At 70.2% G+C, this 12,681-nt stretch carries 16 protein-coding genes; 4 read left to right on the top strand and 12 right to left on the bottom strand.

Annotated features, from left to right (window positions below; translation table 11 throughout):
• Positions 1-6 precede the first annotated feature (6 nt).
• Positions 7-888: an AEC family transporter gene (locus BMZ25_RS15265; RefSeq protein ID WP_092695138.1), complete on the bottom strand. Its 882-nt coding sequence runs from the start codon at positions 886-888 to the stop codon at positions 7-9.
• A gap of 83 nt (positions 889-971) precedes the next feature.
• Between BMZ25_RS15265 and hspQ the strand changes: the two genes are divergently transcribed.
• Entirely contained in the window at positions 972-1,298 is a 327-nt protein-coding gene (gene hspQ / locus BMZ25_RS15260; protein ID WP_092695136.1) for a heat shock protein HspQ, read from the top strand.
• On the opposite strand, the gene BMZ25_RS15255 is transcribed toward hspQ, so the two are convergent.
• The 4 genes from BMZ25_RS15255 to BMZ25_RS15240 form a co-directional block, all read right to left on the bottom strand.
• The gene (locus BMZ25_RS15255) at positions 1,295-1,684 is read right to left on the bottom strand and encodes a rhodanese-like domain-containing protein (RefSeq protein WP_092695134.1); all 390 of its coding nucleotides are present in this window, start codon (positions 1,682-1,684) and stop codon (positions 1,295-1,297) included. The genes hspQ and BMZ25_RS15255 overlap by 4 nt on opposite strands.
• A gap of 2 nt (positions 1,685-1,686) precedes the next feature.
• Positions 1,687-3,267 carry a gamma-glutamyltransferase family protein gene (locus BMZ25_RS15250; protein WP_092695132.1) on the bottom strand — a complete coding sequence of 527 codons (1,581 nt, stop codon included), beginning with the start codon at positions 3,265-3,267 and terminating at the stop codon, positions 1,687-1,689.
• Between the two features lie 97 nt (positions 3,268-3,364).
• Positions 3,365-3,847, bottom strand: coding sequence for an ATP-binding protein (locus BMZ25_RS15245; protein WP_177190481.1), 483 nt, complete (start codon positions 3,845-3,847; stop codon positions 3,365-3,367).
• Positions 3,837-4,196, bottom strand: a complete 360-nt coding sequence (locus BMZ25_RS15240) for an STAS domain-containing protein (RefSeq protein WP_092695128.1) — start codon at positions 4,194-4,196, stop codon at positions 3,837-3,839. Before BMZ25_RS15240 ends, BMZ25_RS15245 begins: the two co-directional genes overlap by 11 nt.
• Positions 4,197-4,360: 164 nt before the next feature.
• Here BMZ25_RS15240 and BMZ25_RS15235 point away from each other — a divergent pair, with 164 nt between their 5' ends.
• Positions 4,361-4,816, top strand: a complete 456-nt coding sequence (locus BMZ25_RS15235; protein WP_092695126.1) for a GAF domain-containing protein — start codon at positions 4,361-4,363, stop codon at positions 4,814-4,816.
• A 55-nt stretch (positions 4,817-4,871) separates the two neighbouring features.
• Positions 4,872-5,519, top strand: coding sequence for a pseudouridine synthase (locus BMZ25_RS15230; RefSeq protein WP_092695124.1), 648 nt, complete (start codon positions 4,872-4,874; stop codon positions 5,517-5,519).
• Here the strand turns inward: BMZ25_RS15230 and BMZ25_RS15225 are convergent.
• The 6 genes from BMZ25_RS15225 to BMZ25_RS15200 form a co-directional block, all read right to left on the bottom strand.
• Entirely contained in the window at positions 5,495-6,556 is a 1,062-nt protein-coding gene (locus BMZ25_RS15225) for a serine/threonine protein kinase (RefSeq protein WP_092695122.1), read from the bottom strand. The two genes, BMZ25_RS15230 and BMZ25_RS15225, sit on opposite strands and share 25 nt — an antisense overlap.
• 48 nt (positions 6,557-6,604) lie before the next feature.
• Positions 6,605-7,534, bottom strand: coding sequence for a VOC family protein (locus BMZ25_RS15220; protein ID WP_092695120.1), 930 nt, complete (start codon positions 7,532-7,534; stop codon positions 6,605-6,607).
• Positions 7,535-7,761: 227 nt separating this feature from the next.
• Complete coding sequence (locus tag BMZ25_RS15215; protein WP_092695118.1) at positions 7,762-8,937, bottom strand: lytic murein transglycosylase; 1,176 nt, start codon at positions 8,935-8,937, stop codon at positions 7,762-7,764.
• 30 nt (positions 8,938-8,967) lie between these two features.
• A complete protein-coding gene (gene cbiB, locus BMZ25_RS15210) occupies positions 8,968-9,870 on the bottom strand; it encodes an adenosylcobinamide-phosphate synthase CbiB (RefSeq protein ID WP_092695116.1) in 903 nt (300 codons plus the stop codon).
• Positions 9,867-10,823 (bottom strand): aminotransferase class I/II-fold pyridoxal phosphate-dependent enzyme, encoded by a 957-nt coding sequence (locus BMZ25_RS15205; RefSeq protein ID WP_092695114.1) that lies wholly within the window; start codon positions 10,821-10,823, stop codon positions 9,867-9,869. The genes cbiB and BMZ25_RS15205 overlap by 4 nt, the downstream gene beginning before the upstream one ends.
• Positions 10,820-11,176, bottom strand: a complete 357-nt coding sequence (locus BMZ25_RS15200; RefSeq protein ID WP_092695112.1) for a DUF1636 family protein — start codon at positions 11,174-11,176, stop codon at positions 10,820-10,822. The genes BMZ25_RS15205 and BMZ25_RS15200 overlap by 4 nt, the downstream gene beginning before the upstream one ends.
• Before the next feature lie 149 nt (positions 11,177-11,325).
• Between BMZ25_RS15200 and BMZ25_RS15195 the strand changes: the two genes are divergently transcribed.
• Positions 11,326-11,688 (top strand): response regulator, encoded by a 363-nt coding sequence (locus tag BMZ25_RS15195; protein ID WP_092695110.1) that lies wholly within the window; start codon positions 11,326-11,328, stop codon positions 11,686-11,688.
• A 6-nt stretch (positions 11,689-11,694) separates the two neighbouring features.
• On the opposite strand, the gene BMZ25_RS15190 is transcribed toward BMZ25_RS15195, so the two are convergent.
• Positions 11,695-12,669 (bottom strand): glutathione S-transferase family protein, encoded by a 975-nt coding sequence (locus tag BMZ25_RS15190; RefSeq protein ID WP_092695108.1) that lies wholly within the window; start codon positions 12,667-12,669, stop codon positions 11,695-11,697.
• Positions 12,670-12,681: the final 12 nt, after the last annotated feature.

Here is a 12,681-nt window from a genome sequence, read left to right as displayed (position 1 = left end):
GCGGCATCACATCACAAGTGCAAGCAACACGGGCAGGACCACCACCGACAGCAGGGTCGAGGCCACGACGAGTCCCGCGACAGCCTCGGCATCGGCGCCGTATTTCTGCGCCAGCAGATAGCTCGTCACCGCGATCGGCGTGGCGATCTGGATGACCAGCACGGCGAAGGCGATGTCGGGCAGCCCGAAGGCCCACCCCATGAGCCACCCGATCGCGATGCAGACGGCCATCTTCACCGCGGCCAGCGCGCTCGCCAGCCCCAACCGTCCCGGCGTCAGCCGCGCGATGGCGACCCCGAGCGTCAGCAGCATCAGCGGGATCGCCATCTGTCCGAGCAGATCCAGCGTGTTGGTCAGGAACACCGGCGTCCGCCAGCCCTGCCACAGGAACAGCGCGCCCAGCACAGTCCCCGCGACAAGCGGCTCTTTCAGCACCTTGGTCAGCGACCCGCCGCCCGAGACCATCCAGACCCCGATGGTGAACGAATAGACCGCCATGATGCCGAAGATCACCACCGCATAGCCAAGCCCCTCGTCCCCGAAGGCGAACAGCGCCAGCGGCAGCCCCAGGTTGCCCGTGTTGCCGAAGATCAGTGGCGCAAGATAGGTGCGCATGCTCAGGTCGCCCAGCCGGACGACGGCCAGCATCACCACGGTCACCGCGGCATAGGCGGCCACGGCGGCGAGCGACACGGTCGTCAGCGCCTCGGGCTCGATCTCGGTCTCCATCAGCGCGACGAAGATCAGGCAGGGCAGCGAGACGGTCATCGCCGTCCGCGTCACGAAGTCCAGCGGATAGTCGAATCCGAGCTTCACCCAGGCGAACCCGATCGCCGCCAGCAGAAAGACCGGAGCGCTGACATTCAGCACTGTCAGAAGGATCGTCACAGACTGTTTCCCGAGGTTTTGAGGCAGTAGATCGACACAAGCCCCTTTGCTGCCCTACATCTAATGCTGTAGGGGGCCGAGATATGCTGAAGACTCGCGCGAAATACAACCTTGGCCAGATTGTGCGGCACCGCAAACACCCGTTTCGCGGCGTGGTGTTCGATGTCGACGCGATGTTCTCGAACACCGACGAATGGTATGCGGCCATCCCCGAGGAAAGCCGCCCCGACAAAGACCAACCGTTCTACCATCTGCTCGCCGAGAACGAGCAGAGCTATTACGTAGCCTACGTCTCGGAACAGAACCTGGTCCCCGACTATTCCGGCGAACCGGTGGACCACCCCGATGTCTCCGAACTCTTCGGCGACCTCGAGGACGGCGTCTACCCGCTGCAGTTCCAACTGAACTAGGCGTCCCGCTCCACCGGCAGGCCGGCCGCGGACCAGGCATCGAAACCGCCCTCGACCTCGGCCACCCGTTCGACCCCCATGTCCGCCAGGGCCTTCGCCGCCAAGGCCGAGCGCCACGAGCTTGCGCAGAACAGGATCAGCGTCGCGTCGGTGGCAAGGACAGGCTTGTGATACGGGCTGTCGGGGTCGACCCAGAACTCCAGCATCCCGCGCGGCGCATGGATGGCGCCGGGCACCCGGCCGTCGCGCGCCAGCTCGCGCGGGTCGCGGATGTCGACCAGCCGGGCCTCCTCTGCCTCGACCAGGTCCCGCGCCACCTCCGGCGCATACGAGGTGATCTGGCGCTTGGCACGCGCGACGAGTTCCGAGACAGGTGTGATCGCCATTCTCAGTACCCCAGCGCCAGCCCGTCCTTGCGGGGGTCCGACCCGCCGACGAGGACGCCCGCCGCGTGGTCGATCCGGATCGTCTGCGCCCCGCCGATGGCGACTTTTGGGATCTCGACGTGGTGGCCGCGCCCGGCCAGGTCGTCGCGCACCGCGTCGGAATACCCGCGCTCGACATTCAGCACGCCCTGGTCGCTGAAACTGCGCGGCGCGTCGATCGCCTCCTGCGGGTCCATGCCGTAGTCGACGAGGTTCGTCAGAAACCGCGCATGGCCGTTGGGCTGATACGCGCCGCCCATCACACCGAAGGGCGCCACGACCCGACCGCCCTGTTTCAGCATCCCCGGCAGGATCGTGTGCACCGGCCGCTTGCCGCCCGCCGCCTCGTTCGGATGCCCCTCCTCCAGAGAGAAGCCCGCGCCGCGGTTCTGGAACAGGATACCGAACCGGTCCGAGGCGATCCCCGAGCCGAAGCTGTGAAAGATCGAATAGATCAGCGACACCGCCATCCGGTCCTTGTCGACCACCGTGATGTAGATCGTGTCGCGGTGCACCGCCTCGGACACCGGGCGCGCGTCCGGCATCGCGGTCTTCATGTCGATCAGCGCAGCCAGCCGCCGCGCCGTCTCCATCGACATCATGTGGTCGAGCCGGGTCATGTGGTCGGGATCGGCGAAGAACCGGTTGCGGGTGTCGTAGGCCAGCTTCGCCGCCTCTGCCTCCACATGGGCGCGGTCGGCGCCGAGCGGGTCCATCGCCGCCAGGTCGAACTGCGCCAGGATGTTCGCCATCAGGATCGCCGTCGCGCCCTGACCGTTGGGCGGATGCTCGACCAGCTCGGTGCCCTTGTAGTCGCCCGAGATCGGATCGCCGTAGTCGCAGGCGGTCGCGGCGAAGTCCGCCAGCGTATGGCGCCCGCCGGCCGCGGACAGCGCGGCCACCATGTCCTCGGCGACCTCGCCTTCGTAGAATCCCGCCCGGCCGTCCATCGCGACCCGCCGCAGGACCTCGGCCTGGCCGGGCGCGCGGAACATCTGCCCCGGAGCCGGTGCCGCGCCGCCCACCAGATAGGCGTCACGCGCCGCGCCCTGCAGCGTATCCGCCGCGAGCGCCCAGTCGAAGGCGACGCGCGGCGCCACGGGCACCCCCGCCTCGGCATAGTGGATCGCCGGCGCCAGGGCTGCCTTCAGCCCCGCCTTGCCCCAGTCCGCCGACAGCCGGCAGAACGCGTCGATCGCCCCGGGCACCGTCACCGCATCGGCCGAGCCCAGGGGCACCGTCCCGTGTCCGGCCGCACGCAGCTGCGTCGCCTCCAGCCCCGCCGGCGCACGGCCCGACCCGTTCAGCGCGACGATCCGGTCTTCTCCCGGCGGGCTCAACAGGACAAAACAGTCGCCGCCGATCCCGGTCATCTGCGGCTCGCAGATCCCCAGAAGAACCGCCCCCGCGATCGCCGCGTCGACCGCGTTGCCGCCCGATTCGAGCGTCTGCACGGCAACCTTCGCGGCCAGCGGATGAGAGGTCGCGCACATCCCGTTCGTCGCATGGACGGCCGAGCGTCCCGGTTTTTGAAAGTCCCGCATGCGGCCTTGCCTCCTCCGTGTCGCGCCGGTCCGCGGCGACCGTAGGGGGTTCGCCGCGCGATGCCAATCCGCGGATCGGCGCGCCGGCCACCCGCCCTCAGATGGCCCGGACGGCCCGGCCCGTCACGATCCGGAACTCCAGGCAGTTGCGGCCCTCCCGGCGACGATAGGAGATCCCGCTGGCCAGCGCCCGGATCAGCACCCAGCCGAACCCGCCACGGGCCCCCGCCGGGGGAAAGCTGCCATCGGGCACACCGCCACGCGCCATCGGCGCTCCATCGTCCAGCACGCGGCATAGCACGCCATCGGCCACTGGCCGCAGCCGCAGGTCCACGAGCCCGTCCGCGCGCCCTCCATGGGCATGCAGGACGATGTTGTTCAGAACCTCCGCCAGCACGAGCTCGACATTCTGCCGCGCATCCGCCTCCCCGAGCCTCCCGCCCAGCGCGGCCATCACCCCCGCCAGTCCCGCGCGCACCGCCAACGGGCTGGCCACCAGGATCAGCCGCAGCTCCGGCGCGGCCCCGTCGGCGCATCCGGCCAGCCCGGCCGCACCGCGCGAGACGTCCTCAACACGCATGGGTCGGTCCATCCTCCGCCACCGACAGCGCCGCCGCCGCATCCGCGTGGATCGCGAAGATCCGCTCCATGCAGGTCAGCCGGAACACCTTGCGCACCGCCGGTCCCAGGGCCGCCAGCTCCAATCTGCGCTCGGGCGCCAGCTCCTGCTTCAGGCCGATCACCGCACCCAGGCCGCTGCTGTCGAGGAACTGAACCCGTTCCAGGTCCAGCACCACACGCACCGCGCGGGTCTCGCGCACGACCGCTCGCACGCTGTCCTTGAAGCCGACCGCCGCCGCCGCGTCGAGCCGCGGCCCGGTCACCGACACGATCAGCACCGCGCCATGTTCCGCAACCTCCACGATCATCTCCGCCCCGCGCTCTGCCTGCCGCCATCCCTACCCCGACCCGGCCTAATCGCCGGTTACCGTCCTCGCATCTTCTTCTGTCCGGAAATATCCTCGGGGGTGAATTGCCCGCGTCCCGCGGGCAAGAGGGGGCGGACAGCCCCCTTGTCCGCAACGGAGAAACCATGCGCGCCGACTACGCCGAGCTTGCCAAGACCACCGCCAGCCTGACCGAGGGCGAGACCGACGCCGTCGCGCTCATGGCCACCCTCGCCTGCGAGCTGCACCATGCCGACGACAGGTTCGACTGGACCGGCTTCTACCGCGTGACCGAGCCGGGGATCCTGCGGATCGGCCCCTACCAGGGCGGCCACGGCTGCCTCACGATCCCCTTCGACCGCGGGGTCTGCGGCGCCGCCGCCCGCACCGGCCAGACGCAGATCGTGGCCGATGTCGAGGCCTTCCCCGGCCACATTGCCTGCTCCTCCTCAACCCGCTCGGAAATCGTCCTCCCGGTGCGCGACGGACGGGGCGAGATCATCGCCGTGCTCGACATCGACAGCGACCGCCCCGACGCCTTCGACACCGACGACGCCGAGGGGCTCTCCCGGATTCTCGACGCCACCTTCGGAACGCTCTGATCGCCCCGCCGGCGCCCGCTTGCCGGCGGGCTGCCGGCAGGCTAATCCCCGGCCGATGTCAGACTACGATCCGCCCGACGTTCCGCTCAACGTGCTCTACCAGGATCACGAGATCCTGCTGGCCGAAAAGCCGGCGGGGCTCCTGTCCGTGCCCGGCCGCGGGCCGCATCTCGCCGATTGCCTGCTCGCCCGGCTCCAGGCCGCGTTCCCCGAGGTGCGCCTCGTCCACCGGCTCGACCGGGACACGTCCGGCCTGATGGTCTTCGCCCTGACCCCCCACGCCCAGAGGCATCTCGGCCTCCAGTTCGAGCGGCGCAAGCTCAAGAAGACCTACGTCGCCTGGGTCGCCGGCGAGATTGCCGAATCCCGCGGCACCGTGGACCAGCCGATGATCGTCGACTGGCCGAACCGTCCCCTGCAGAAGATCGACCACGAACACGGCAAGCGCGCCGTCACCGACTGGAAGGTCTCGAAGCGCGCTGACGGCTGCACCCGCGTGGTACTCTATCCCCAGACGGGGCGCTCGCACCAGCTCCGGGTCCACATGCTCTCGCTCGGCCACCCCATCCTCGGCGATCCCTTCTACGCCGAGGGCGCGGCCCGCGACGACCACCCCAGGATGATGCTCCACGCCGAGGAGCTGCGCCTGCACCATCCCGACGGCGGCCGGATGGAACGCTACCGCGCCCCGCCGCCGTTCTGAGCCCGGAAATACCGGTCGGTGAGGTTCCGCCGGTGGGCGACGATCGGTGCGATCACCGGCGCCAGGTCCGGCTCGCGTGCCTCCAGCGCCGACAGCTCCTCCAGACGGTTCATCGCCACCATCTCCAGGATGTCCCGCCGCGGGGCGCCGTCATGGGTCCGCGGCAGCGTCGCCACCGCCTGCACCGCCTCCACCGACGCGCTCTCCGGCAGCCGGGCGCGCACGCCCGCCTCGTCGAGCTCGGTCTCCACGAACGCGTACAGCCCGACCCCCTGCGACGGCAGCGGATAGGCGCAGAGCGCCGCATCCCGGATCGCCGGATCGCCCCGCAGGGCCGACAGGATCGCCGGCCCCTCGTCCTCCAGCCGCCGCCCGGTGCCCTCGCCGTCGGACCAGTTCATCAGCCGCCGCGTGACGAAGACATAGGCCCGCTTGCCGGTCCGCCGCCACAGCCGCGAGGGCAGCGACCGCCGCCCGACGATCCGCCGCTCGGTGGGCGTCAGCAGGTGCGGCGCGAAAAACCGCTTCTGCTTCAGCAGGTGCCGCAGATCCTCGTAGGCCTGCACCCGGAACAGCCGGCCGCGACGCCGATGCACGCTGGCCAGCTGGAAATCGATCACAGCCGCGCGGCCATCGGGCGTCCTGAGCCAGTTCTGCGGCTTCGCCAGGTCATTGTGCGTCACGCCCCGCGCGCGCATCTCGCGCAGCATCCGCCGCGCGTCGGCGTACCAGGCGGCGTCGTCCGGCCGCGCCAGCTGCAACGGCGTACCCTCGGTCCAGCTGCGCAACAGCCCCTCGCGGTCGACGCGCACCAACTCGGGCACCCCGGCAATCCCCTGGACCGCGCGCAATCCCCGGATCTCCCGCCGGGCCAGCATCCAGGCCAGCGGCCGCCCCCACCACGGCAGGGCGTCCAGCTTGCGCAGGACCAGCTTCCGGGCCGGGGCGTCCGCGGCATGTCCCGACACGGTCTCCGAGAACGCGTCGCGCTTGTGCACGGTGACGGGAACGAACGAGATGGGATCATGCGCTGTCATGGTCCCGGCATGTAGCCACAGCCCGCCCGCGCCACAAGCGTCGCGGCCCTACGGGTCCACCGGGGCGAGATGCCGCTCCAGGGCGGGCCGCAGATGCTCGTGTTGCGCCGGCAGTTTCAGCGCCTCGCCCAGATGCGCCACGTCCTCGTCCCGGTCGAATCCCGGCTCCGCCGTGGCGACCTCGAACAACACGCCGCCGGGCGCACGGAAATAGACCGCCCAGAAATAGTCCCGGTCGATCGGCGGAGTGATGTCGTAGCCCTCCGCCACAAGCGCGTCGCGGACCGCCGCCTGCGCCGCGCGATCCGCCACCGAGAAGGCGACGTGATGTACCGATCCGGCGCCTTGGCGCGCGGGCGGGGCATCGGGGCGCGTCTCGATCTCGACGATCCGCCCCGGCCCGCCGCCGGGCAGGGCATGGCGGGACACGGCTCCCTCACGCCCGTCCTCCGCGAACCCCATGAACCGCAACAGCGCCTCGATCCCCTCTGCCTCGCGCAGCACCAGGCGCGTGGCGTGAAAGCCGCGGATCGCGATCTCCCCGGAAACCGGCCCCTCCCTCCAGGGGGCGCGGGCATCCTCCTCTTCGACCAGCGCAAGCGCCTCGCCATCGGGCCCCTCGAAGTCCAGCGTTTCGGCGCCAAAGCTCTCGCCCCGCCGCAGGCCCGCGACGCCGGCCTCCGACAGCCGGCGCTGCCAGGCGTCGAGACTGCCCGCAGGCACGGAAAAGCTCACGCGCCCCGCCTCTCCGGCGCCCCGCGTCCCCCGTCCAGCCCGGGGAAAGGGGAAATACGTCATCACGGTGCCGGGGCTTCCCACCGCGTCGCCGTAATAAACGTGATAGACATCCGGCGCGTCGAAATTGACGGTCTTCTTCACCCGCCGCAGGCCCAAGAGCCCGGTGAAGAACGCGTTGTTCGCCGCGGCATCCCGTGCCAGCGACGTGATGTGGTGAAGTCCGTCGATCCGGTCCAGCATGACTTCGCCCTCCGTTTCCTGTCTCGCATGATAAACGTAGCGCCGCTTCCCGCCGCCGGAACACATCCCGCGCGCACCGCGCCTGTGTCTGGGCGCACCCGTCCTCTCCTGTCCGGAAATATCCCCGCCGGAGGCCCGCCGGCGCGGTCCGACAGGACCGGGCCGGCGCAACGCGGCGCCCGAAGGGCGCCGCAGACATCGCGTGCGCCGACAGGCGCGCCTCCCGGTCAGAGCCGGTTCAGAAGCTCCTCGGTCGGCCAGGCGTCCGCCGGCAGTCCCATCTCGGCCTGCACGCGCTGGACAGCGTTCCGGGTGCCGGCGCCGAGGATGCCGTCGACCCCGCCCACGTCGTAGCCACGCGCCTGCAGCTTGCGCTGCAATTCCTTCATCTGCGCATCGTCCAGCCCGTCGGAAGGATTGCCCGCGTCATAGACGGGCGCGCCTTCGAGCCGCGTGGCGAAATAGGCCGCCGTGGTCACGTAGACGAAGCTCTCGTTCCACTCGAAGAGCACGTCGAAATTCGGATATGCGATGAAGGCCGGGCCGTTCCGGCCCTGCGGCAGCACGATCGAGGCCGGCAGATCGCCGGCGCCAAGCGAACCGGTCCGCGCCGTCACGCCCATCGAGGCCCATTGCGCCACCGGGCGCTCCACGTCAATGCCGGTCTGCACCCAGTCGAAGTCCTGCGGCAGGTCGACCTCCTGCAGCCAGGGCTCGCCCGGACGCCATCCCAGGTCGCGCAGCATCGCGGCCCCGGACATCAGCGCGTCCGGCGCCGATTCCTTGAGCCGCACATGGCCGTCCCCGTCGCCGTCGACGCCGTTGTCGCGGATGTCTTCCGGCAGCATCTGAACCATGCCGATCTCGCCCGCCCAGGCGCCCGTGGTAGTGTCGGGATCGATATCCCCCGCCGCGTAGAGGTCGATCGCGGCAAAGACCTGCGGCCGGAACAGATCGGGCCTGCGGCAATCGTGCGCCAGCGTCATCAGCGAGTTCACGGTGTTGAAGTCGCCCTGCACCGCGCCGTAATCGGTCTCGAACGCCCAGAAGGCCAGGAGGATGCCGCGACTGACGCCGTACTCGGACTCGATCCGGTCGAACACCTGGTCGTAGCGGTCGGCCATCTGGCGCCCGCGCTCGATCCGGTTCTGGCTGATCAGCCGGCGCGAGAACTCCACGAAGGGCAGCTGGAACACGCCCTGGCGGCGGTCGGCCTCCAGCGTCTCGGGGTCCTGGCGCACGCCGTCGAAGAACCGCGCGGCGACCTGCGGGTCCGCCCCGCGCGCGATCGCCTCGTCCTCCATGGCGCGGGTGAAGGCGCCGAAATCCCCGCCGCAGGGCACATTCGCCGCTGCCGTACCCGTGCCCAGAACCAGTACCGCGAAGGCGTGCAGAAGCCGCATGTTGTCTCCTATCCTCGGTGGCGCCGCGTCTCAGGCGAGGGCCCAAACCACGGCAAGAATGACAAGACCGGTCCAGGCACGCCAGAGCGCGCCGCAGGCGGCCTCGATGTCGTCGGGACCCAACGCATTGCGTCCCTCCGGGTTCACATACGGGAACGCCCGCATCTCGCCGGCATAACTCCGCGGCCCGGACAGCGCCACGCCCAGCACCGCCGCCATCGCCGCCTCGGGCCAGCCGGCATTGGGCGACCGGTGCAGCCGCGCGTCCCGCAAGATCACGTGCCGGGCGTCGGGCCGGCCATGCGCCAGGGCGATCAGCGCGGCGCTCAGCCGGGCCGGCACCCAGTTCAGGGCGTCGTCGAGCCGCGCCGCGACCTTGCCGAAGGCCTCGTATTCCGGCGTGCGGTAGCCGATCATGCTGTCCGCCGTGTTCACCACCTTGTAGACGAGCAAGCCCGGCAGCCCCGCCACGAGAAACCAGAAGGCCGGCGCCACAACCCCGTCGGAAAAGTTCTCCGCCGCCGATTCGATCGCCGCGCGGGCGATCCCGTCGCCATCGAGCGCGGCGGTGTCCCGGCCTACGATCCGCCCCACGGCCTCACGCCCCGCCGGCACCCCGTCGCGCAAGGCCTCCGCCACGGCCCGGACATGCTCGACCAGCGAGCGTTGCGCCAGCAGGATCGCCGCGGCGGCGATCTCCAGCGCCCAGCCCAGCGGCAGCTCGGCCACGAGGCGCCCGATCCACCATGCGCCGGCCACCAGCAGCGCGACCGCCGCCGCGCCGCGCCAGACCCGGTGCGGGTCGGCGTTCAGCCACCGGTCCAGCGCGCCGACCGCCCGCCCCATCAGGACCGCCGGATGCGGCACCCGCCGCCACAGCGCCTCGGGCTCGCCCAGCGCGCCGTCCAGCAGCAGCGCCAGCAGCAGGCTCACAGCGCGGCCTCCAGCCTGTCCCAGTCGTCCGGCCCCGGCAGGCCCAGCCGCAGCCAGCGGGACGAATACGGAAAGATGCGGCCCAGGATCCGCGCCGCGGCCAGCCGGTCGCGCCACGCCACCGCGTCGTCCACCTCGTAGAGCCGGAACAGGTCGGTCCCGCCCGCCACCGCCGCCCCCGCGCCGGTCATCAGCCCGTCCAGCCGGCGCGCGTCCTCAGCGAGGCGCCGTCGCGTCGTCGCGGCCCAGCCGGAGTCCTCCAGTGCCCGCGCGCCGATCTCCAGCGCCGGCCCCGAGGCTGCCCATGGCCCCAGAAGGTCCGCCAGACCAGGCCGCCCGTCGGGCGCCAGCACCGCGCGGTCGCCGATCACGACCCCGAGCCGCGCGCCCGCCAGCCCCCAGAACTTGCCGAAACTCTTCAGCACGACGACCCCGTCCTCCGCGGCACGGCGCACATGGCTGTTGTCCGGCCTCACGTCGCAGAAGCTCTCGTCGATCACCGTCACGGCGCGGCCCCCGATGGCGCTGTCCGGCCACAGCCGCCCGTCGGGGTTGTTGGGATGCACGTAGACATGCACCTCGGCCGCCGGGTCGCCGGTCACCGGACGGCCCTGCGCCTCGAAGGCGGCGCGATGCTCGTTGTAGGTCGGCTCGGGAATGTGCACCGGCCCGGTTCCGCACAGGGCCGGCAGCCGCGCGATGGCCGCCGACGCGCCGGGCACGGCGATCACCGCGGCCTCCGGCGGCACCGACCAGAACGCGCGCGCCGCATCCGTCAGCCGCTCGGTCGCTGCCCGGTCGGGCAGCGTCTCCCAGGCGGTGTAGGACACCGCGCCCACCGGATAGGGCACCGGGTTGATACCGGTGGACAGGTCCAGCCACGCGTCACGGTCTCCGCCCCAACGGGCGATGGCGTCGTCCAGCGCGCCACCGTGATCGCGCACCGGTGTCATGCCGGCGGCAGGGGCGGATGGCGGGTCACGAAATGCCCCTTCACGCCCTGCGGCCACTGGCGATAGGGAACCTGCCCGGTGTCGCTGTCGGCATGCAGGACGGCATAGGCGACGATCGCCTCGGCCGCCCCGGCCTCGGGCGCGAAACGTCCGAGCGTGTAGCAGAGCTTGCCCGCCGACTGGATCGTCACGTTGCAGCCGTGGCCGCACCCCATCAGGCACGACACGCGCCGGGTCCGCAGGTCGGTGCAGCGCGCGGCCGTCTCGACCAGTTCGGCCAGCCGCGCACCGTCGCCCGCGCCGTCCTCGGGATCGTGCTTGCAGGTGTCGCAGATCGTGATCCAGGTTGCCATCGCGCCTCCTCTCGACGCGGTTCAACCGGATGTCGGCCCTCGCTGCAACCCGGCGCGATGCGCACGATTTCTTCAACGGCGCGTTTTTGATGATTACTTTGGGTAAGAATTGTTAGAATAAAGGGCAAAGCTGTCGCCGAAGGAAGCCGATGCACGTTCTGATCGTCGAAGGAGATGACGCCCTCGCCGCCCTGTGGCGCAGTCATATCGAACGCAACGGCGCGCGTGTCAGCCACGCCCGCGACCAGGAGCAGGCCGTCAAGGTCCTGCAGCACGACCGGGTCGATGTCATCATCCTGGATCTCGAACCCGAGAGCGGCAGTGCGATCGCCATCGCGGACTTCGCCGCGTACCGCCATCCGCAAACCCAGATCGTGCCGGTGACGAAGACGAACTTCTTTTCCGACGGGTCGGTCTTCCAGCACCTGCCGAACGTCTGCAGCTACCAGAGCGCGGGCGCCCCGCCGGAAGACCTCGCCGCCATCGTCGACCATTACGGCCCGCGCGGCTGAGACCGCTCAGCCGCGGCCGTGCGGCTCCAGCCAGTCGGGATCCGGATTGATCGGAATGATCCGGTTCGGGTTAATGTTGGCGTGGCTGTAGTGGTAGTGGCGCACGATATGCGCGAAATCCACAGCCTCGGCGATACCGGGCCACTGGTACAGCTCCCGCGTATAGGCCCACATGTTCGGGTAATCGACGATCCGGCGCCGGTTGCACTTGAAATGCAGGTGATAGACCAGGTCGAACCGTACCAGGGTCGAGAACAGGCGCCAGTCGGCCTCGGTGATCCGATCGCCCATCAGGTAGCGGTTCTCCGACAGGAGGCCCTCGATCCAGTCCAGGCTGTCGAACAGGGGATAGACCGCCTCCTCGTAGGCCTCCTGGCTGGTGGCGAAGCCCGCCTTGTAGACGCCGTTGTTGACCGTGTCGTAGATCCGCGCGTTCACCGGCTCGATCGCATCGCGGAGACCCTCGGGCCAGTAATCGTCGGTGTTGCCCGTCAGATGGTCGAAGGCGCCGTTCAGCATCCGGATGATCTCGGCCGATTCGTTCGACACGATCGTCTCGCGCGTCTTGTCCCACAGAACCGGCACCGTCACGCGGCCCGAGGCCTGCGGGTCCGCCTTAAGGTAGATGTCGCGCAGGAACGGCAGGCCGTACAGCCGGTCCCCCGTCGCGCCGGGATAGCCCTCGTCGAAGGTCCAGCCGTCGCCCAGCATGTCGGGATGCACGACGGAGACGTCGATCATGTCCTCCAGCCCCTTCAGCCGGCGCAGGAACAGCGCCCGGTTGGCCCAGGGACAGGCCATCGAGACATACAGGTGATAGCGCCCCGCCTCGGCGGGAAAGCCGCCCTCGCCCGACGGACCGGCGCTGCCGTCCGCGGTGATCCAGTTGCGGTACTTCGAGGTCGAGCGCACGAATTTTCCGCCGTGCTTCTCAGTGTCGTACCACTTGTCGTGCCAGATGCCGTCGACCAGCAGTCCCATGGCGTCCTCCGA

It is taken from the genome of Tranquillimonas rosea (genome assembly GCF_900111315.1).
Lineage (GTDB): Bacteria > Pseudomonadota > Alphaproteobacteria > Rhodobacterales > Rhodobacteraceae > Tranquillimonas > Tranquillimonas rosea.
This window is presented reverse-complemented; position numbering and strand designations above follow the sequence as displayed.

Coding starts and splice junctions, on each gene's coding strand:
- BMZ25_RS15215 (WP_092695118.1), bottom strand. CDS start 8,937: ATGCGGCTTCTGCACGCCTTCGCGGTACTGGTTCTGGGCACGGGTACG.
- hspQ (WP_092695136.1), top strand. CDS start 972: ATGCTGAAGACTCGCGCGAAATACAACCTTGGCCAGATTGTGCGGCAC.
- BMZ25_RS15200 (WP_092695112.1), bottom strand. CDS start 11,176: ATGGCAACCTGGATCACGATCTGCGACACCTGCAAGCACGATCCCGAG.
- BMZ25_RS15235 (WP_092695126.1), top strand. CDS start 4,361: ATGCGCGCCGACTACGCCGAGCTTGCCAAGACCACCGCCAGCCTGACC.
- BMZ25_RS15205 (WP_092695114.1), bottom strand. CDS start 10,823: ATGACACCGGTGCGCGATCACGGTGGCGCGCTGGACGACGCCATCGCC.
- BMZ25_RS15195 (WP_092695110.1), top strand. CDS start 11,326: ATGCACGTTCTGATCGTCGAAGGAGATGACGCCCTCGCCGCCCTGTGG.
- BMZ25_RS15240 (WP_092695128.1), bottom strand. CDS start 4,196: ATGATCGTGGAGGTTGCGGAACATGGCGCGGTGCTGATCGTGTCGGTG.
- BMZ25_RS15255 (WP_092695134.1), bottom strand. CDS start 1,684: ATGGCGATCACACCTGTCTCGGAACTCGTCGCGCGTGCCAAGCGCCAG.
- BMZ25_RS15220 (WP_092695120.1), bottom strand. CDS start 7,534: ATGCTGGACCGGATCGACGGACTTCACCACATCACGTCGCTGGCACGG.
- BMZ25_RS15225 (WP_092695122.1), bottom strand. CDS start 6,556: ATGACAGCGCATGATCCCATCTCGTTCGTTCCCGTCACCGTGCACAAG.
- BMZ25_RS15250 (WP_092695132.1), bottom strand. CDS start 3,267: ATGCGGGACTTTCAAAAACCGGGACGCTCGGCCGTCCATGCGACGAAC.
- BMZ25_RS15245 (WP_177190481.1), bottom strand. CDS start 3,847: ATGCGTGTTGAGGACGTCTCGCGCGGTGCGGCCGGGCTGGCCGGATGC.
- BMZ25_RS15230 (WP_092695124.1), top strand. CDS start 4,872: ATGTCAGACTACGATCCGCCCGACGTTCCGCTCAACGTGCTCTACCAG.
- BMZ25_RS15190 (WP_092695108.1), bottom strand. CDS start 12,669: ATGGGACTGCTGGTCGACGGCATCTGGCACGACAAGTGGTACGACACT.